Source organism: Sphingomonas sp. M1A8_2b, from assembly GCF_053345535.1.
The window spans coordinates 39,586-58,350 of sequence record NZ_JBKFAH010000001.1 but is presented as its reverse complement, the minus strand read 5'-3'; the positions used below and the strand labels follow the sequence as shown (position 1 = coordinate 58,350).

Genomic DNA, 18,765 nt, shown 5'->3' with positions numbered 1-18,765 from the left:
TAGCATCAGACGCGGGCGACGACGCCGGTGGCGACCACCGGACCGGTCGGCAGGCCCGTCGGGGAGCCGCCGAGCGGTTCGACCGAGATGGCGAGCGTCGCCCCCGCGGTTATCCGACCGCGATCGACGCCCTTGGGTGCGAGTACGGTCGGCTGGCCCGACAGCAGGCCGAGCGAATGCGGTACGCCGTCGCCACCTATCACCCAGAGCTGCGCGACGCGGGCGTTCGGCACGCCAGGCCCCGCGGCGACGCGGAGTGCGCCATTGGTGGGATCGTAGACCGCGGCGACCGGTGACTTCGCATCGCCGAGCATCGCCACGAGCACGCTGGTCGGGCGCGCGACGGGGGTCGGCTGCGAAACGGGGACGGTGGGCTCGGGGCGGACCATCACGAACAGCAGCAGACAGGCGGCAAGCGCACTGGTGACCGCGGCGAGCGCAGGCCACGGGAAGCGGCTGACGGTTGCGGACTTCGCAGCACCGTCGAGGCTGGCTTCGATCCGCGCGGCGAGATGCGGCGGCGCCGCGCGTTCGGGCCACAGGTCGAACAACGCGGCCAGACGCGAACGCCACCACTCGACCTGCGCGGCGAACCCGGGCTCGGCGAGCACGCGGCGCAGCGCTGCCCCGCGCTCTTCGCCCTCGAGCAACCCGAGCGCGAGTTCGGCGGCGGCAACGTCGTCGGGGATGCGGGTATCGTCGGTCGGATCAACCATCGAGGCAATCCTTCAGCCGCGCGAGACCGCGGCGGACCCAGCTCTTCATCGTGCCGAGCGGGACCGCCCGCTTGATCGCCAGTTCGGCATAGGTGACGCCGTCGAAGAACGCGGTGCGGATCGCATCGCGCTGCTGCGGTTCGAGACCGTCGAGGCATTCGATCAGTTCGCGCGACGATTCGGTGGCGAGCAAAGTTGCCTCAGCGCCTTCGCCGGGATCGGCGATGTCGGGCGCGTCGTCGAGCGGGCTGGTGCGACGGACGCCCTGCGCGCGCTGCCAGTCGATGGCACGGTTGCGCGCGATCGTCGCCAACCAGGTTATCGGGCTCGCGCGGCCGGGTTCCCAGGCACCGGCGCGTTTCCAGATCGTGAGATAGACCTCGTGCAGCACATCCTCCGCGGCTTGGGCGTTGCCACAGATACGGTGGGTGATGCCGAAAAGCTTCGCGCTGGTCAGCGTGTAGAGTTCGCGAAACGCGTCGCGATCCTCCTGGCCGGTACGCAGCAGCACTTCGGAGAGGTGCGCGCGGGCGGCGTCTGCGTTGAGGTGTGCGGTTGTCACGACGACGAACCTAGCGGCTAAGTCCGTCGCGGCAATAGCCTTCGCCGGGTTTGACGGTGAGACAGTCGGTTTTGCCGGCAAGATATTTCAGGCCGGTCGCATTGCCGTCGGTCGGGCGCAGCGTTTCGCGTAGACCGTTGCGATCGAACGATATCGTGTCGCCGCTGGCGGTGCCGACGAACGTGCCCTTGTTGTCGAGATCCCATTGCATCGTCAGCGTATAGCGGCCGGGCGACCCTGCTTTGGCGATGTCGAGATACATGCCCTCCACGCCAAGCCACCGGCCGCTATAGTCGCGGGCCGCCGCAACGGGGGCGGCGACGTTGCGCTCGACCGCGCCTGCGGAGGTCATGTTGCTATCTCGGCTCGTATCGGGCGCGGCGCCGGAACAGGCGGTCAGCGCGGCAGTGGCGAGCAGGGTGAGGGCTTTCATGGATGTCTCCTTCACGGTCGGCGTTCTGCGCAAGTCGGCACCTTAACGCGTCATCCTGACGAAAGTCAGGACGCAGCGCCATAGGGGTTGCGGTATGTTACCGTGGGTCCTGACTTTCGTCAGGATGACGGCAGTGCCCGCGAACAGGTGTGGCAAATTCCGGCTCGGGTGGGTAAGGGGCTGAGCACCCGATCTCCCGCCACAGGAACACGCCAGGTGCGCATCGCCATCGCGTCCGATCACGCTGCCGTTTCGCTGAAAGCGGCGCTCGCCACTTGGCTGCGCGAGGTGGGTCACGACGTGCTCGATCTGGGCCCTGAGGGGACGGCCAGCGTCGATTATCCCGACTACGGGTTCAAGCTCGCGTCGGCGATCGCCGATGGTAGCGCCGAGCGCGGTATCGCACTGTGCGGCTCCGGGATCGGCATTTCGATTGCCGCCAACCGCAACCCCGCCTGCCGCTGCGCGCTCGTGTCCGAACCGTTGTCGGCGAGCCTTGCGCGCATCCATAACGACGCCAACGCCATCGCGATGGGCGCGCGCCTGATCGGCGAGGAAATGGCCAAGGCGTGCGTCGAAGCTTTCCTGTCCGCCGAGTTCGCCGGCGGCCGTCATCAACACCGTGTCGACAAGCTTGCAAAGGTCCCCGCATGAGCTCCCAACCCCGCGACCTCCACGACGTCCAGCCGGACGGTTTCTTCACGCGTACCCTGGCCGATGCCGATTCGGCGGTGTTCGCCGGGATAGCCGCCGAGCTCGAACGCGAGCAGACGCAGATCGAGCTTATCGCGTCCGAGAACATCGTCTCGAAGGCGGTGCTCGAGGCGCAAGGGTCGGTGTTCACGAACAAGTACGCCGAGGGCTATCCGGGCAAGCGCTACTACCAGGGCTGCGGTCCGTCGGACGTCGTCGAGCAGCTCGCGATCGATCGCGCCAAGCAGATCTTCGGCTGCGGCTTCGTCAATGTACAGCCGCATTCGGGCGCGCAGGCGAACGGCGCGGTGATGCTCGCGCTGGTGAAGCCCGGCGACACGATCCTCGGTATGAGCCTCGATGCCGGCGGTCACCTGACGCATGGCGCCAAGCCCGCGATGTCGGGCAAGTGGTTCAACGCGATCCAGTACGGCGTCGACGCGACCACGCACCTGATCGACTATGACCAGGTCGAGGCGCTGGCGGTCGAGCATCAGCCGAAACTGATCATCGCGGGTGGTTCGGCCTATCCGCGGACGATCGACTTCGCGCGCTTCCGGGCGATCGCGGACAAGGTCGGCGCGTATTTCATGGTCGACATGGCGCATTTCGCCGGGATCGTCGCAGCCGGCCTGCACCCGACGCCGTTCGGCCATGCGCATGTCGTGACGACCACCACGCACAAGACGCTGCGGGGCCCGCGCGGCGGCATGATCATGACCAACGACGAGGCGCTGGCGAAGAAGTTCAACTCGGCGGTGTTCCCGGGGCTCCAGGGTGGGCCGCTGATGCACGTGATCGCGGCGAAGGCGGTCGCGTTCGGCGAGGCGCTGCAGCCTGATTTCAAGAGCTATATCGCGGCGGTCGTCGAGAACGCGAAGGTGCTGGCGGCCACGCTCAAGGAGCGTGGCTCGGACGTCGTCTCGGGTGGCACCGACACGCATCTCGCGCTGATCGACCTCACCCCGCTCGGCATCACCGGGCGCGATGCGGACGAGGCGCTGGAGCGGGCGGGGATCACCTGCAACAAGAACGGCATCCCCAACGATCCGCTGCCGCCGATGAAGACCAGCGGCATCCGCGTCGGCTCGCCCGCGGGGACGACGCGCGGCTTCGGGCCGGCCGAGTTCCGCGAGATCGGCAACATGGTCGCCGACGTGCTGGACGGCCTCGCGAAAAAGGGCGAGCATGGGGACCCGGACGTCGAGGCGGACGTTCGGACCCGCGTGCGGGCGCTCTGCGCGCGCTTCCCGATCTATCAAGGATAAGAGCATGTCGAAGATCGACGACCTCCAGAACGACATCAAGGCAACGCCGGGCCTCGGCAAGAGCATGGCCAAGTGGAGTGCGCTCGGCGCGGTCGTCGCGATCCCGGTGCCGGTGATCGGCCCGATCTTCGGCGCACTCGCAGGCGCGGGCTACGCCTATTACAAGGGCAAGAAGAAGGTCTGAATGCGCTGCCCCTTCTGCGGACATGAAGACAGCCAGGTCAAGGACAGCCGCCCCACCGAAGACGGGGCGGCGATCCGGCGCCGGCGCCAGTGCGAGGGCTGCGCCGCGCGTTTCACGACGTTCGAGCGCATCCAGCTGCGCGAGCTGTTCGTGTTGAAGAGCGCCGGTTCAGAAGGTGGGGTGCGCCGGGAGCCGTTCGACCGCGAGAAGCTGATCCGGTCGCTGTCGATCGCGACCAGGAAGCGGGCGATCGATCCGGGGCGGATCGAGAAATTGGTGAGCGGGATCCAGCGTCGCCTGGAGACACTGGGGGAGAACGACGTCACGTCGAAGCGGATCGGCGAGATGGTGATGGACGGGCTCAAGGGGCTCGATTCGGTCGCATATATCCGGTTTGCGAGCGTGTACCGGGATTTTAGCGAGGCGAAGGACTTCGAGGCGTTTGCCGGGAGTGTGGAGGAGGTTGGGCGGGCTGAGTGATCTGGGCCTGTCTTCCGGCCTAAGTGAGGTACCCTTCGACTTCGCTCAGGGCCAAAGGAGGGGTGAGGATGGGCGTGATGGCCGTCCTCGATAGTGATCCACCTCCCAGCCCGTTCGTCCTGAGCGAAGTCGAAGGACTTGTCCGAGCACCACGCCCCCGCGTAAGCCGCGACCATGACATTCTGGGCCTACGTGGTGCGCTGCGCCGACGACAGTTATTACACCGGACACACCGATAACCTGGAGCGCAGGATGGGCCAGCATAACCTCGGCGAGATTTCGGGATACACGCAGACGCGCCGCCCCGTGACCTTGTTGTGGTGCCAGGACTTCGGCAGCCGGCAGGAAGCGCTCGCCGCGGAGTTCCAGGTGAAGGGCTGGTCGCGGCGCAAGAAGGAAGCGCTCGCGCGGGAGGATTGGGCGGACCTGCACGATGCTGCGATCCCCCCGCGGGAACGTGCCCTTCGACTTCGCTCAGGGCGAACGGAAGGGGGGGAGGGCATCCTCTCGGCAGGGGAGAAGCGTATCCTCTCGGAAGGGGACAGCCGTGTCCGATCGGAACAGGGGAAGGAGCCCTCATCTCCCCCTCCCGTTCGTGCTGAGCGAAGTCGAAGCACCTTGGCGGACGAAACCCCACCCCCCGTCATAATCCTGGTCCGCCCGCAACTCGGCGAAAACATCGGCAAGGCCGCGCGCGCCATGCTCAATTTCGGGCTGACCGAAATGCGCCTCGTCTCCCCCCGCGACGGCTGGCCCAACCCCTCCGCCGGCCCGGCCGCCAGCGGTGCGGACATCGTCCTCCAGAACGCAAAGGTGTACGACAGCGTCGCCGCTGCCACCGCCGATTGCGCGCAGATCTACGCCACCACGGTCCGCAAGCGCGGCGTGACCAAGCCGGTCGTGACCCCCGAACAGTCGTCGGCAGAAATCCACGCAGCCCCCGGTCGCTCAGCGATCTTGTTCGGGCCCGAGCGCTCCGGCCTGGAGACCGACGACGTCGCGGTCGCGCGGACGATCATCACCGTGCCGATCAACCCCGAGTTCGGGTCGCTCAACCTCGCCCAGGCGGTGATCCTGGTCGCCTATGAATGGTCGAAGGGACTGACCGCCGAGCGCGAGCTGTCGCAGCCGTCGATCAACCCGATCATGCCGCCCGCGCCGCAGGAGGAGCTCGACGGGATGATCGGGCAGCTCGATGCGATGCTGGTCGGGGCGGGGTTCTTCCATCTGCCCGACAAGATGCAGTCGACGCGGCGGACGCTCCGGACGTTGCTGACCAAGCCGGGCTGGTCGAGCCAGGAGATCCGGACTCTCCGCGGCGTGCTGTCGTCGCTGGCAGGAAAGAAGCCGCGTGTATGAGCGGCCGCGAGTGAACATTGCCAAACCGACATAGACTACGCCGATCCGGATACAGTTCCGATTGAGCCCACCTCTCCGTTGTGTTCCTCTGGTCAAGGTTCGGGAAACCCCGAAGCTTCGCAAGTCTTAGCCCGGGAACACGAATATGTCGGAAGAGCTCAATGGCAATTTTCGGATCCTCAATGCCCGCCTTAGGGACAAATCGGCCATCACCTTCAAAGCCCATTGGCAAGGGTATGGCGATTTTTCTTGGTCGGAAAGCGGCAAGGGGGCGACATGGGACCATCCGTTCGATGATCGCCGCTGTCACTGGACAGCAACAGGACGCATCGTTCGTAGCATCGCGATCGTCGTCGTAGGGCAAGAGTACTGGCGCGATGATCTGACCACCGCTTTTACAGCTGCTAGTGCTAATCAAGGATCTGCGTTCCAATTCGGCGATTTTCAGGCCGAAAATTGCGGAATGTGCGAAGCCCGCCGAGAAAGCGATTTTCGCAACATGCGCGAGCAGATTAACGCAGCACTCGACGGAACGATCGAAAAAGACCTGCCCAACGTCATCGCCAGCCTGAAGGCGTTGCCTGAAGTGCTGGAGCTCGACGCCTGATCAGCGACGGTCGAACGCCACCAGTTCGTAGGCGATCGAGGCTTCGACAAGGCGCTCCCACAGGTCTGCGACCACGGCTTCGGGAACGCCGAGCTTGACCGCTTCCGCCCGCGCGTTGTCGATCACCTGCGTCTTCCGTGCCTCGTCCCGCACATGCCCGCGCGCGGGCTTGATGCGCGCGGCGGCGTCCATGTACGCAAAGCGCCTGGCGAGCAGTGCGACCAGTTCGCGGTCGAGCGCGTCGACGCCTGCGCGGACCTCGGTCATGGTCGTGCACTCGCTACCGGGGAGGATCGGGGCGGGCGTGGTCGCGCCGGAAACGGCGGAGCCGGAAGGGATACGGTCTGACATGATGCGTCCATAGTCCGGTCCGGTCCGCTATCCAACGTACCGCATGGCCCGGCGCCGGTGTTTTGGCTTTGGCCGGCTTCGTTTCGGCCGATTGCGTTGCGATTGCGATCGCGCCGGCAGTACGTCAAACATGCTGCCATTGATCACCTCCAGTCGAATCGAGATCCGCGATGATGCTAGTGATGCTGCTGTCTGGTCTGGCGATGCAGGCGACACCCGCACCGGGTGCGGTGAAACTCGCCGCGGATCCCAACAAGACGATATGCCGCAAGGAGACGGCGACCGGCAGCATCATGGGCCGTCGCGTGTGTCATACGCGCGCCGAATGGTCGGCGATGACCAAGTCGGAGTCGGGCGGCCGCGACAATTTCCGCGACCAGACGACCAATCCTGGCCTGCCCAGCCTGAGCGGGCGCGGCGGCTAACGCCATTCGTGCAGCGGACGATACGGCCATCGTCTTGACCTTGGCCCGCGTTTGGGACATAGGCCCGCGCTTCGCGACAGGCGCCGCACCCCGGTGAAGCGGATGCCCTGCCCCACGGACCTGGTTCGTGGCCAGCAGGCGATACCGGGAATAGCGTGTTCCAGAGATGGGGCAGGCTCGTTACAAGCTATTGCCAAGGACTTACTATGTCGAAGCGTCAAAGCGCGAAGTACAAACTCGATCGCCGTATGGGCGAGAACATCTGGGGTCGTCCCAAGTCGCCGGTCAACAAGCGCGAATACGGCCCGGGCCAGCACGGCCAGCGCCGCAAGGGCAAGGTCAGCGATTTCGGGATCCAGCTGCGCGCCAAGCAGAAGCTCAAGGGCTATTACGGCGACGTGACCGAGAAGCAGTTCCGCGCCTGCTATTTCGAAGCCGCGCGCATGAAGGGCGATACCAGCCAGAACCTGATCGGCCTGCTCGAGCAGCGCCTCGACATGATCGTCTACCGCGCCAAGTTCGCGCCGACGATCTTCGCGGCTCGCCAGATCGTCTCGCATGGCCACATTCGCGTCAACGGCGTGAAGTGCAACATCGCCTCGCGTCGCTGCTTCGTCGGCGACGAGATCACGCTGGGTTCGAAGGCGCAGGAAATGGCGCTGGTCATGGAAGCCCAGAGCCTCGCCGAGCGCGAGATCCCCGATTACGTCGCTCCCGATGGTGCGGCCAAGGTCACCTTCACGCGCGTCCCGACGCTCGACGAAGTGCCTTATCCGGTGAAGATGGAGCCTAACCTGGTCGTCGAATTTTACTCGCGTTAAGCCGAAAAAATTCGTCGACCGGCCGGCGGTGCTCAGGCACCGTCCGACGACGTGGCTTTGCCACGGCGCGGTTTGGAACAGAAAAGGGCGGTCCCGTTGGGGCCGCCCTTTTTCGTTGCCCATTTCGCATCGTGGACATGCGCGGCGGGCTTTGCCAGAACGCGCGCAACCAAATGGGGAAATGACCATGCGCGCTGCCATCCTGTCTCTGTTGCTGCTGGGGACCGCCGCGTCCGCGCAGACCACCCCCGCGATCTCGGTCGAGACGTTGAAGACCGTCACGCAGGTTCTCTCGTCGGACGCGTATGAAGGCCGCGCGCCGACTACGCCCGCGGAGGCGAAGACGGTGGCCTATATCGTCGAGCGGATGAAGGCGGCGGGCTTGAAGCCCGGCAACAAGGGGTCTTGGACACAGGACGTGCCGATGGTGCAGATCACCGCAGGCAACGTGCAGCCGTACGTGTTTTCCGGCGGCAAGGCGCCCGTCAGCCTGAACTTCCGCACTGACATGGTCGCGGGCACCTACCGCGTCGTGCCGAAGGTGTCGGTGGCGAACAGCGACGTCGTGTTCGTCGGCTACGGCATCACTGCGCCTGAAAAGGGCTGGGACGACTATGCCGGCACCGATGTGAAGGGGAAGACGGTGGTCATCCTCATCAATGATGCCGACTGGCAGACGATGTCGCGTGAGGGGCCGTTCGAGGGCCGCGCGATGACGTGGTACGGGCGCTGGCCGTACAAGTTCGAGAATGCGGCGAAGCACGGCGCGGCGGCGGCGATCATCGTCCATGATACCGAGCCGGCGGCGTATCCGTGGGCGGTGGTGCAGTCGTCGTGGACCGGGCCGCAGCTCGAACTGGACGAGAAGGGCGATCATCTCGACCAGTCGCAGATCGTCGGCTGGATGCAGAGGCCAGCGGCGGAGCGCGTGTTCGCGAGCGCAGGCAAGGATTACGCGACGCTGGCGGCGGCGGCCAAGGTTAAGGGGTTCAAGGCGGTGCCGCTCGGGCTGAAGTTCGGCGGTGGGTTCGACAACACGATCAAGCGGCAGGCATCGAAGAACGTCATCGGCGTGCTGCCGGGGACGGCCGCGCCCAATGATTACGTGATGTATTCGGCGCATTGGGACCATCTCGGGCGTTGCGACGCGGTCGATGGCGATGACATCTGCAACGGGGCGGCGGATAACGCGACCGGTGTCGCGGGGCTGGTGGCGTTGGCCGAGGCTCAGGTGAAGGCGGGGCCGGCCAAGCGCTCGATCGCGTTCCTGGCGGTGACGGCGGAGGAGTCCGGGCTGCTCGGCTCGCGCTATTATGCCGAGCATCCGATCTATCCGCTCGCGCATACCGTCGGCGGGGTGAACATGGACGTGCTGAACGTCGACGGCCGCGCGAAGGACTTCGTGCTGACCGGCGCGGGCAAGTCCGAGATCGAGGATCTGGTGAAGCCGTTCGTCGCTGCCGAGGGCCGCGTGATCGGCGTCGAGGCGAACCCGGAACGCGGCGGCTATTATCGGTCGGATCACTTCAGTTTTGCCAAATTGGGCGTGCCGATGCTCGACGGCGGCAGCGGCGAGGACCTCGTCGTTGGCGGCACCGCGGCGGGGCATGCCAAGCGCGAGGATTATGTCGCGCACCGGTATCACAAGCCCGCGGACGAATATGATGCGAAGTGGGACTGGTCGGGTGCGGTCGAGGATTTGACGATCTATTACGGGCTCGGGCGCAAGCTCGCGGACGATACCAGTCTGTGGCCGAACTGGTATAAGACCGCCGAATTCCGCGGCATCCGTGACCGCGATCGCGCAGGAGCCAAGTAAGTGACCACATCCGCCGTCTCGACCCCAGCCGAATGGGCGCACCACAAGGCTGTCTGGATCGGCTTTCCGAGCCATGCGGACCTGTGGCTTGAGGATCTGGAGCCGGCGCGGGACGAGATCGTCGCGTTCGCCAAGGCCGTGCATGCGGGCGGCAAGGGTGAGACGGTGATCCTGGTTGCGGCGGACGTCGGTTCGGCGACCACCGCCAAGAAGCTGGCGCCGTTCGCACAGGTGGTGGTCGAGCCGTTCGGCGATATCTGGCTGCGCGATACCGCGCCGATCATCGTCGGCGACGGCAGTGCGCGCGATTTCCGGTTCAATGGCTGGGGCGGCAAGTACGACCTGCCGGGTGACGACACGATCGGGCAGCGGCTGGCGGCGAGCCGGCACACGCGGGTCGAGGCGTGCGATTGGGTGCTCGAGGGCGGTGCGATCGATGGCGATGGCACCGGGACGGTCGTGACGACGCAACAGTGCCTGCTCAACCGCAATCGCAATCCGTCGCTGACCAAGGCGGAGATCGAGGCGCGGCTGGCGTCCGACCTGGGGTACACTCGCGTCGTCTGGTTGGGCGACGGGCTGGTCAACGATCACACCGATGGCCATGTCGACAACCTCGCGCGGTTCGTTGGCGAGGGGCGCGTGGCGATCCCGAAGGCGACCGACAACGATCCGAACTGGCAGGTGTATCAGAACGCCGCGCGCGATGCCGAGGCAGCCGGGCTGGAGGTGGTGACGATCCCATCGCCGGGCCGCGTGCTGCGCGACGAGGAGATCGTGCCGGCGAGCTACATGAACTTCTATATCGGCAATGCCGCGGTGGTGGTGCCGTTATATGGGGCTGAGAACGATGCGGCGGCGGTCGTGGCGATACAGGCGCTGTTTCCGGACCGCGAGGTGGTTGGGCAGCGCGCGGATCATATCCTGACGGGGGGTGGGAGCTTCCACTGCATCTCGCAGCAGATTCCGGGGTGATTCCTTCGATTTGGGCGTGCGAGACCCTCTGAGCCCACCACCACCCCGGCGAAGGCCGGGGCCCAACTGGGGGACGTCGCTAACGAAGCGCTGCTCGCCGTTGCTGCAACCTTTCCACTTGGGCCCCGGCCTTCGCCGGGGTGGTAGTTAAACAGGTAGGCTCAGCGGCTCCAGCGAGCCCAGATCGCGGTGGGGAGCGTCAGCCCGCGGGCTTCTTCGCGGACGCCGAGTTCGCCGACTTCCACCTTGCCCGGCAAATCCGCGAAGACCTGGTTCAGCAGCTCGCCGATCGCCAGCGCGGACATCCGCACCGCGTAGACTGTGAGGAACAGGAAGCGCGAGTTCTCGTCGAGCAGCTTGCGGCAATCGGCGATGAGCTTGGGAAGGTCCTCCTCCAAGCGCCAGACTTCGCCCTCCGGGCCACGCCCATATTTCGGCGGATCGAGCAGGATCCCGTCATACCGCCGCCCACGCCGCACCTCTCGCGCGACGAACTTCGCCGCGTCGTCGGTCATCCAGCGGATCGGCGCATCGGCCATACCGGACAGTTTAGCGTTGGCCTTGGCCGCCTCGACCGACTTCTTCGACGCGTCGACGTGCACCATGCGGACGCCCTTGGTCGCCATCGCCAGCGTGCCGACGCCGGTATAGCCGAACAGGTTCATGCATTCGGGGCTGTCGAGACCGGCGACGCGCTCGCGCATCCAGCTCCACACCGGTGCCATGTCGGGGAAGAAGCCGAGGTGGCGGAACGGGGTGGTCTGCGCGGTGTACGACACCTCGTTCCACCTGAGCGTCCAGCCTTCGCGGGGGACGGGCTCGGAGAATTCCCAGCGGCCGCCGCCGTCCTCGTCCGAGCCGGGGACGAATTCGCCCTGCGCCTGCCAGTCGGCCGAGGCGGGCGCCCACATCGCCTGCGGCTCGGGGCGGATGAAGCGGAAGCGGCCATAGCGTTCGAGCTTCTTGCCATGGCCGGAGTCGATCAGGCCGTAGTCCGCCCAGGGTTCGCCGATGAGGGTGTGGAGCTTCATGCCGACGGGGTCGCGCGGTCGGCAATGTACGCGGTGACCGCCTCGAACGTCGCCGGCAGCGTGGCGTAGCGCTCCTCGCGCTGGAACAGGTCGCCGACCCGGGTGGGGAGCGACGGACGGACCCCGGTCGCACGCTCGACCGCGTCGCCGAACTTGGCGGGGTGCGCGGTGGCGAGCGTCACGATGGGAACGCCCACCGGAACTTCGGTACGCAGCGCAGCCGCGAGGCCGATCGCGGTGTGCGGGTCGATCACCTGGCCCGCATGCTCGTGTGCCCAGCGCATCGCCAGCGTCATGTCGTCGAGGTCGATGCGTTCGCTCTGGAACAGCGCCGAGGCACCCTGCGACTGCGCGTTGGTGAGACGCATGGCCCCGGAGGACTCGAAGCCGACCATCTGTGCGGCGAGCGCTGCTCCATCGCGGTCGCCGAGGTCGAACAACAGGCGTTCGAAGTTCGAGCTGACCTGGATGTCCATCGACGGGGTCGGGGTCTGCTGGACGCCGCCCTTCGAATAGTCGCCGGTGCTGAGCGCGCGGTGGAGGATGTCGTTGACGTTGGTCGCGACCACCAGCTTGGCCACCGGAAGCCCCATCCGCGCCGCGACATAGCCTGCGAACACGTCGCCGAAATTGCCGGTCGGGACCGCGAACGCGACCTCGCGATCGGGCGCGCCGAGGCGGACGGCGGCGTAGAAGAAATACACCACCTGCGCCATCAGCCGGGCCCAGTTGATCGAATTGACCGCCGACAGCGCGAACTTGGTCGAGAAGGCGCGGTCGTTGAACATCGCCTTCACGAGTGCTTGGGCATCGTCGAAGCTGCCCTCGATGGCGATGTTGTAGACGTTGGGGCTAAGCACCGTGGTCATCTGGCGGCGCTGCACGTCGGAGATGCGGCCGACCGGGTGGAGCATGAAGATATCGATGCCCTCGCGGCCCGCAACCGCGTCGATCGCCGCCGAGCCGGTGTCGCCGCTGGTCGCGCCGACGATCGTCAGGCGCTTGTCCGTGCCGGCGAGGAAGCGCTCGAAGAACAGCCCGAGCAGCTGGAGCGCGACGTCCTTGAACGCGAGCGTCGGGCCGTGAAAGAGTTCGAGCAGCCACTGGTCGTGGTCGAGCTGGACCAGCGGGACGACCGCGGCGTGCGAGAAGCGGCCATAGGCCTGCTCGCAGAGCGCCTTGAGTTCCTCCCGCGTCATCGCGTCGCCCACGAACGGGGCCATCACCGCGACCGCGGTGTCGACGTACGACAGGCCCGCGAGCGCGGCGATCTCGTCGCTGGTCATCGTCGGCCACGCGTCGGGGAGGTAGAGGCCGCCATCGGACGCGAGACCGGCGAGCGTCGCCGCTTCGAAATCCAGGATGGGCGCCGAGCCGCGGGTGCTGATGTAACGCATGGCCAAGCGGTTAGCGGGCTGAGCGTAAGGGAACAAGCTGCGCGCTTTCCGTTTTCCTGCGGACGCAGGAATCCAGGGTTACGCAGGGATGCGCGCGGTACCCTGGGCTCCTGCGTTCGCAGGAGAACGGCCTATTACAATCCTCCCCCTTGCGGGGGAGGATCGAGTCAGCGCGGTTCCATTTCCATCCGTGGGCGGCGGCGGAGCGCGAGGGTGTAGATGATCGCGGCGATGGCGGCGAAGAAGAACCATTGGCCGGCATAGGCGAGGTGGTTGTTCGGGACCGAGGCGATGTCGGGCTTGCCGTTGGGGTTGAGGCCGGCTTGCGGGGTATCCGCGACGAGCATCAAGCGTTGCGGGGTGTGATCGAACAGCGATCCGATCAGCGAGCGGCCGTCGGGTGCGTGGCTGATAAAGCCGGACACTTCGCCGCCGGGCCAGGCGACCTTGGCCATCGGATCGCGCGTCGTGCCGAGCTGGACGATCATGCCGGGGCCTTCTGCGCCCGTCTTGCATTCGGCGATCGCGCGGAAGCCGGATTTTCCGGCGCCAGCGAGTTTGATCTCGGTCGGCTGGAGGCAGAGGCCCGAGGCGCGGCGGAACAGAAGCGTCTCGTCTGGGAAGCGCGGGAACGCCATTGGCGGCTTGGCGGGGTTGGCGGCGAGCTGGGCGAGGAACGCTTCCTTTTTCGGGAGGCGGTCGAGGAGCTGCCACAGGCCGAGCGCGATCATCGCCGCGATCGCGAGCGTGACGAGGATGGTCGGGATGATCGGGATGCGTCTGGTCACGGGTCGATTCGGCCTTCGCGGGCTGCGTTGCGGTATTCGGCGGACATGAGCGCGCCTTTTGCTGCTCGGAGAGACAGCACGACGCCGCCGGCGGTGAAGGGGATCCAGATCAGCATGTGCAGCCAGAGTGGCGGGTGGACCTTGAGTTCGAGCGTGATCGCGAGGGCCACGACGAGGGCGCCGAGGATCAAGGTGAGGAAGGCGGCGGGGCCGTCGCCGACATTGAACTTGCTGAAGTCGAGACCGCAGTTGGGGCAGCGGTCGGCGAAGTTGGACCATTTGGCGAAGAGGGTCTGCTTGCCGCAGCGGGGGCACAGGCCTTTGAGCGCGACCTGGGCGATCGTGGGGGCGTTGGCGAGGGGGTATGGGTCTTCAATCATGCGGTCAGCACTCTCCCTTGTTTCCCCGCGAAGGCGGGGATCCAGACTGGGCTCCCGCCTTCGCGGGAGAACAAGGGAAGGGAATAGGCTTGGATCAGTGCCGTGCCATTCGCCACCACCCCGGCGGAGGCCGGGGCCCAATTGGGGGGCGTTGCCAACGGAGGACTGCGCTTCGTTATCGCAACCTCACCAATTGGGCCCCCGGCCTTCGCCGGGGTGGTTAGTAGTAACCCTCAACCGCCGTGGACGGGGGCGCCCCAGCCGCCCCAGACGTAGACGGTGACGAACAGGAACAGCCACACGACGTCGACGAAATGCCAGTACCACGCCGCCGCCTCGAAGCCGAAATGCTGACGCGGGGTGAAGTCGCCGCGGTACGCGCGGACCAGGCAGACGATCAGGAAGATCGTGCCGATCAGGACGTGAAAGCCGTGGAAGCCGGTCGCCATGAAGAACGACGCGCCGTAGTTGATGCCCTTGAACGGGAACGGCGCGTGGACGTATTCATACGCCTGGATCGCGCTGAACAGCGCGCCTAGGATTACCGTCAGCCAAAGGCCCTTGAGCACACCGTCGCGGTTGCCGACGCCGATCAGGCCCCACAGCCCGGTCTTCTCGCCGCCGCGCTGGTTGTGGATCAGCGCGTGGTGCGCCCACGTCACGGTGGTGCCCGAGGTCAGCAGGATCAGCGTGTTGAGCAACGGCAGTTCGAACGGGTTGATGACCGTCAGGCCCTTGGGCGGCCACTGCGCGACGATCGCCGCCCCACCTTCGACGGCGCGCGTGACGCTGCCGTCGGCGAACGTCATAGCGGTCGGGAAAAGCGAGAAGTCGAAGAACGCCCAGAACCAGCCGACGAAGAACATCACTTCGGAGGCGATGAACAGGATCATGCCGTAGCGGAAATGAAGCTGGACGACGGGGGTATGATCGCCGTCGTGTGCTTCCTTGATGACCTGCGCCCACCAGCTGTAGAAGGTGAAGAGCAGCCCGGTCAGGCCGATGAAGAAGATCCAGCCGCCGCCATTGGGCTTGTCGATATGGCCGCCATGCATCCACATGATGCCGCCCACCGCCATGATCAGCGCCGAGAACGATCCGACCAGCGGCCAGATGCTCGGCGGCAGGATATGGTAATCATGGTTCTTGGCGCCAGCCATTGGTACTCCCCTAGTCGTTTTGCCGCACCCTAGCTTGCGATTTTCGCGGAATCCACCGGGTAAAACGTATAGCTGAGCGTGATCGTCTGGATATCGGCGGCGTCGGGATCGGTGAGGATCTTTGGATCGACGAAGAAGATCACCGGCATCCGCGCGGTCTCGCCGGGCTTGAGCGTCTGCTGCGTGAAGCAGAAGCACTGGATCTTGGTGAAATACTTGCCGGCCTGCGCGGGCTGGACGTTGAACGTCGCGGTGCCGGTGAGCGGCTTGTTCGAGGTGTTGGTCGCGGTGAAGAACGCCATGTCGCGCGCGCCGACGTCGATCGTATCGGAGCGATTCTCGGGCACGAACTTCCACGGGAGTTTCGGGCTGACGTTGGTGTCGAAGTCGACCGTGATCTTGTGATCGACCGCGCCGGGGGCGACGAGCCCGCGCTGCGTCGTACCGTTGAGGCCGGTGACCGAGCAGAACAGCCGGTAGAGCGGCACGCTGGCCCAGGCGAGCCCGGTCATGAAGCAGATGAAGAGCACCGCGAGCGCCGCAGTACGGTTGGTCCGCGACATGGTCCGCCAAGCCGCCATCAGTGCGGCATGCCTGCGCGGATCTTGGCGATCGAGATCGCGAAGACCAGGATGACGAACGCACCGAGCAGCAACGCCATGACGCGCGCGCGACCGCGCTGGCGGCTGCGGATCAGGTCGGGATCGGGCAGGCTCATGCGAACCACCGGTCGACGACCAGCGCGCCGAACATCACGAACAGATACAGGATCGAGTATTTGAACAAGGCCTTCTCCGGTTTCATCGCATCGTCGGCATGCGTGGTGCGCTTGGCGACGCGAATGGCGAGCAGCGCGAACCAGCCGGTCAGCAGGATGGCGGCGATGCCGTAGATCGGCCCCGTCAGCCCGAGCGGCCAGGGCAGGATCGCGACCGCGGCCATCGGGATCGTGTAGAGCCCGATCTGCGTCCGCGTGGTCCGCTCGCCCGACACGACGGGGAGCATCGGCACGCCCGCGGCGGCGTAATCGCTCTTCATGAACAGCGCGAGCGCCCAGAAATGCGGCGGCGTCCAGAGGAACACGAACAGGAACAGCAGGACGGGGAGCAGCGCGATGTCGCCGGTCGCGGCGGCCCAGCCGATCAGCGGCGGGAACGCGCCGGCTGCACCACCGATGACGATGTTCTGCGGCGTGCGGCGCTTGAGCCAGACGGTGTAGACCAGCACGTAGAACAGGATCGAGACGGTCAGGATGGCGGCGGCGACCGCGTTGACCGCGAACCCCATGAACAGCACCGAGAACGCACCGAGCCCGACGCCGAAATGGAGCGCGGCCTGGCGTTCCATGCGGCCATCGGGGAGCGGGCGCTTCTGCGTGCGGCGCATGACCGCGTCGATGTCCGACTCATACCATTGGTTGAGCGCCCCCGCGGCACCCGCACCGAGCGCGATGCACAGGATCGCGGTGAAGCCGATCACCGGATGGACACCGACCGGCGCGGCCAGCATCCCGCAGAGCCCGGTGAAGACGACGAGCGTCATCACGCGCGGCTTCGTCAGCGCGAGGAAATCGCGCCAATGCGCCGGTGGCAGGAGGGGAGTGGCAGGAGTCATGGTTCGGGTACGCTATACGCGGTGCGGCTGAAGTCGGAAAGCCTTCGTGACGGCTCAGCGGTTTGCCGGATGCGCGGGTACGGCTTGGTGGATGACCGCGATGTCGTCCGCGTAGATCCGTCGCCATGCGGGATCGTGGTCGAGCAGCGAGACCAGGCGCGAGCGTGGCGGCAGGATGGTCCAGCCGAAACGCCATTTCGCGTTCGCGGCGCGCCAGCGATCCGCGTTGCCGCGGGCGATCGCGAAATAGCCGAGCGTGAACGCGTCGCCGTACATGTCGGTCCGTCCATCGATATACGGACGGATGCCTGCGAGGATCAGCGACCCGCCGAAACCGTATTCGTTGAAGACGCGCTGGTGGCGCAGTGCCGCGGGCAGATGTGCGAGCGCGGTGACGGGAATGCCCTTGGTCTCGGCGCGTACGACCGGCACGGCGATGCGGTAGGCAGTCAGGCCGATTGCAAGGACAGATACCAGGACCGCGATCGTCAATCGGTCCGGGCTTGGCCCGCGGGGTTTCGAAGCGTGGGTATCGTGGCGGTGCCACGCTTGGCCGAGCGGCTTGGCCAACACGAGAAGACCGACGGTGACGAGGATGATCTCGTGGCGGGTGTGCTGCAGCGTCATGTGGAGCATGCCGAGCACGAGCAGCAGGCGGATCGGCGGAATCCGGATCGGCCTGGCCAGCAGGACCGCGAGACCGACGAGCAGGATGGCCTCGAACCCTGAAAAGCGCGTGAAGTCGGACGGCTGCCATTCGTTGATCTCGCTGAGCGCCTTCAGGTCGTTGAGATAGAATGGGAACGTCAGGCCGTGAGGCCCCCATGGCGTCACCGCGGCGGCGATCGTCGCGACGATCCCGAACAGCACCCAGCGCTGGATCACAACGCGGCGGTCAGAGCGCTTGGCGGTCAACAGCGCCTCGAGCGCGAACACGCCGACCAGTGCCAGCCCGAAGACATAGCTGCCATGCGCATTCGCCCAGATCAGCATCGCCGCAGCCACCGGCAGCGGTGGCGCCCGGTCCTGCTCGCGCGCGTGCAGCAGCGCGATCGTCCAGCCGGCGAGGATCGGCAGCACCAGCATGTGCGGCCGTGCGACCAGTGACGGGATCAGCCCGGTAGCGAGCATCAGCAGCGCGACGATGCTCGCCCGCGCGCTCATCCAGCGACGCAGTTCTGCGGCGACGAGCGCGAACAGCGCCGCCATCGCCGCGCCGACCAGGACGATCAGGCCGCTCCAGCCGCCCGCCCGGTAGCTCGCGTACATCGCCACTTCGGCCAGCCATTCATGCGCGACCCAGGGGCGCCCGGCGACGCTGAACGAGAACGGATCGATGGTCGGGACCGCAGCATGCGCGACGATCCAGGCGCCGGCGACGATGTGCCAGCCGGTATCGCCGTCGCGGAGCATGGTGGGGACGATGATCGTGAAGGCGAACGCGGCGAACGCGGAGAGGAGCACGAAGGTCGAGCGCGGCGTGGCGGTCGGCGCGTCGGGGCGGACTGGGGTCGGTGCGCTCGGCATGGGGGCGGGGTTAGCGCGATTGTCCTGTGGAATGGTGAATGGGAGGGGGGCGCTGCCCCGTCCGCCGCCCGGTTCCGGCCCGTCACCCCAGCGAAAGCTGGGTCTCCCGTTTGGTACGGGCGCGGAGACACTGCGGGAGATCCCACCTCTCGCTGGGAAGACGTTGGGGGGGAGT

The 18,765-nt window shown here is 66.3% G+C and carries 23 protein-coding genes; 10 read left to right on the top strand and 13 right to left on the bottom strand.

Translation table 11 applies throughout. The features are described 5' to 3' along the window. Positions 1 to 5: 5 nt before the first annotated feature. Genes ACLBWL_RS00310 through ACLBWL_RS00300 form a run of 3 tightly spaced genes read right to left on the bottom strand, consistent with a single transcriptional unit; the run spans position 6 to position 1,711 of the window. Complete coding sequence (locus ACLBWL_RS00310; RefSeq protein WP_447789186.1) at positions 6 to 716, bottom strand: anti-sigma factor; 711 nt, start codon at positions 714 to 716, stop codon at positions 6 to 8. Next, positions 709 to 1,278: a sigma-70 family RNA polymerase sigma factor gene (locus tag ACLBWL_RS00305; RefSeq protein WP_447789184.1), complete on the bottom strand. Its 570-nt coding sequence runs from the start codon at positions 1,276 to 1,278 to the stop codon at positions 709 to 711. Before ACLBWL_RS00305 ends, ACLBWL_RS00310 begins: the two co-directional genes overlap by 8 nt. 10 nt (positions 1,279 to 1,288) lie before the next feature. Continuing rightward, positions 1,289 to 1,711, bottom strand: coding sequence for a hypothetical protein (locus tag ACLBWL_RS00300; protein ID WP_447789182.1), 423 nt, complete (start codon positions 1,709 to 1,711; stop codon positions 1,289 to 1,291). Between the two features lie 216 nt (positions 1,712 to 1,927). Here ACLBWL_RS00300 and rpiB point away from each other — a divergent pair, with 216 nt between their 5' ends. The 6 genes from rpiB to ACLBWL_RS00270 all read left to right on the top strand — a co-directional run bounded on the left by rpiB (position 1,928) and on the right by ACLBWL_RS00270 (position 6,302). Continuing rightward, positions 1,928 to 2,365: a ribose 5-phosphate isomerase B gene (gene rpiB / locus ACLBWL_RS00295; protein ID WP_447791915.1), complete on the top strand. Its 438-nt coding sequence runs from the start codon at positions 1,928 to 1,930 to the stop codon at positions 2,363 to 2,365. After that, positions 2,362 to 3,672, top strand: coding sequence for a serine hydroxymethyltransferase (gene glyA / locus ACLBWL_RS00290; protein WP_447789180.1), 1,311 nt, complete (start codon positions 2,362 to 2,364; stop codon positions 3,670 to 3,672). Before rpiB ends, glyA begins: the two co-directional genes overlap by 4 nt. Before the next feature lie 4 nt (positions 3,673 to 3,676). Continuing rightward, positions 3,677 to 3,856, top strand: a complete 180-nt coding sequence (locus ACLBWL_RS00285) for a hypothetical protein (protein ID WP_107964462.1) — start codon at positions 3,677 to 3,679, stop codon at positions 3,854 to 3,856. Next, a complete protein-coding gene (nrdR, locus tag ACLBWL_RS00280) occupies positions 3,857 to 4,336 on the top strand; it encodes a transcriptional regulator NrdR (protein WP_447789177.1) in 480 nt (159 codons plus the stop codon). It begins immediately after the preceding gene. Positions 4,337 to 4,510: 174 nt separating this feature from the next. Then, positions 4,511 to 5,695, top strand: coding sequence for a TrmH family RNA methyltransferase (locus ACLBWL_RS00275; protein ID WP_447789175.1), 1,185 nt, complete (start codon positions 4,511 to 4,513; stop codon positions 5,693 to 5,695). A 145-nt stretch (positions 5,696 to 5,840) separates the two neighbouring features. Beyond that, entirely contained in the window at positions 5,841 to 6,302 is a 462-nt protein-coding gene (locus ACLBWL_RS00270; RefSeq protein ID WP_447789173.1) for a hypothetical protein, read from the top strand. Here the strand turns inward: ACLBWL_RS00270 and ACLBWL_RS00265 are convergent, their stop codons facing one another. Further along, a complete protein-coding gene (locus ACLBWL_RS00265) occupies positions 6,303 to 6,569 on the bottom strand; it encodes a chorismate mutase (protein WP_447791913.1) in 267 nt (88 codons plus the stop codon). Positions 6,570 to 6,823: 254 nt separating this feature from the next. Between ACLBWL_RS00265 and ACLBWL_RS00260 the strand changes: the two genes are divergently transcribed. From ACLBWL_RS00260 to ACLBWL_RS00245, 4 genes are all read left to right on the top strand, one after another. Next, the gene (locus tag ACLBWL_RS00260) at positions 6,824 to 7,078 is read left to right on the top strand and encodes a hypothetical protein (protein ID WP_447789171.1); all 255 of its coding nucleotides are present in this window, start codon (positions 6,824 to 6,826) and stop codon (positions 7,076 to 7,078) included. 206 nt (positions 7,079 to 7,284) lie between these two features. Further along, positions 7,285 to 7,899, top strand: a complete 615-nt coding sequence (gene rpsD, locus ACLBWL_RS00255; protein ID WP_447789169.1) for a 30S ribosomal protein S4 — start codon at positions 7,285 to 7,287, stop codon at positions 7,897 to 7,899. Between the two features lie 187 nt (positions 7,900 to 8,086). Then, complete coding sequence (locus ACLBWL_RS00250) at positions 8,087 to 9,718, top strand: M28 family peptidase (protein ID WP_447789167.1); 1,632 nt, start codon at positions 8,087 to 8,089, stop codon at positions 9,716 to 9,718. Further along, positions 9,719 to 10,693, top strand: a complete 975-nt coding sequence (locus tag ACLBWL_RS00245) for an agmatine deiminase family protein (RefSeq protein ID WP_447789165.1) — start codon at positions 9,719 to 9,721, stop codon at positions 10,691 to 10,693. A gap of 161 nt (positions 10,694 to 10,854) precedes the next feature. On the opposite strand, the gene ACLBWL_RS00240 is transcribed toward ACLBWL_RS00245, so the two are convergent. From ACLBWL_RS00240 to ACLBWL_RS00200, 9 genes are all read right to left on the bottom strand, one after another. Continuing rightward, on the bottom strand, positions 10,855 to 11,724 hold the full coding sequence (locus tag ACLBWL_RS00240; protein ID WP_447789163.1) for a class I SAM-dependent methyltransferase: 870 nt from the start codon (positions 11,722 to 11,724) through the stop codon (positions 10,855 to 10,857). Further along, entirely contained in the window at positions 11,721 to 13,121 is a 1,401-nt protein-coding gene (gene thrC / locus ACLBWL_RS00235) for a threonine synthase (protein ID WP_447789161.1), read from the bottom strand. The genes ACLBWL_RS00240 and thrC overlap by 4 nt, the downstream gene beginning before the upstream one ends. A 167-nt stretch (positions 13,122 to 13,288) precedes the next feature. Then, positions 13,289 to 13,909, bottom strand: coding sequence for an SURF1 family cytochrome oxidase biogenesis protein (locus ACLBWL_RS00230; protein WP_447789159.1), 621 nt, complete (start codon positions 13,907 to 13,909; stop codon positions 13,289 to 13,291). Next, the gene (locus tag ACLBWL_RS00225) at positions 13,906 to 14,289 is read right to left on the bottom strand and encodes a DUF983 domain-containing protein (RefSeq protein ID WP_447789157.1); all 384 of its coding nucleotides are present in this window, start codon (positions 14,287 to 14,289) and stop codon (positions 13,906 to 13,908) included. Before ACLBWL_RS00225 ends, ACLBWL_RS00230 begins: the two co-directional genes overlap by 4 nt. Before the next feature lie 233 nt (positions 14,290 to 14,522). Next, on the bottom strand, positions 14,523 to 15,449 hold the full coding sequence (locus tag ACLBWL_RS00220; RefSeq protein WP_447789155.1) for a cytochrome c oxidase subunit 3: 927 nt from the start codon (positions 15,447 to 15,449) through the stop codon (positions 14,523 to 14,525). A gap of 29 nt (positions 15,450 to 15,478) precedes the next feature. Next, entirely contained in the window at positions 15,479 to 16,030 is a 552-nt protein-coding gene (locus ACLBWL_RS00215) for a cytochrome c oxidase assembly protein (protein WP_447789153.1), read from the bottom strand. Beyond that, on the bottom strand, positions 16,030 to 16,167 hold the full coding sequence (locus ACLBWL_RS00210; RefSeq protein ID WP_165886435.1) for a hypothetical protein: 138 nt from the start codon (positions 16,165 to 16,167) through the stop codon (positions 16,030 to 16,032). The genes ACLBWL_RS00215 and ACLBWL_RS00210 overlap by 1 nt, the downstream gene beginning before the upstream one ends. Beyond that, positions 16,164 to 17,063, bottom strand: coding sequence for a heme o synthase (locus ACLBWL_RS00205; RefSeq protein WP_447789151.1), 900 nt, complete (start codon positions 17,061 to 17,063; stop codon positions 16,164 to 16,166). The genes ACLBWL_RS00210 and ACLBWL_RS00205 overlap by 4 nt, the downstream gene beginning before the upstream one ends. A gap of 54 nt (positions 17,064 to 17,117) precedes the next feature. Beyond that, positions 17,118 to 18,590, bottom strand: a complete 1,473-nt coding sequence (locus ACLBWL_RS00200; RefSeq protein WP_447789149.1) for a hypothetical protein — start codon at positions 18,588 to 18,590, stop codon at positions 17,118 to 17,120. Positions 18,591 to 18,765: the final 175 nt, after the last annotated feature.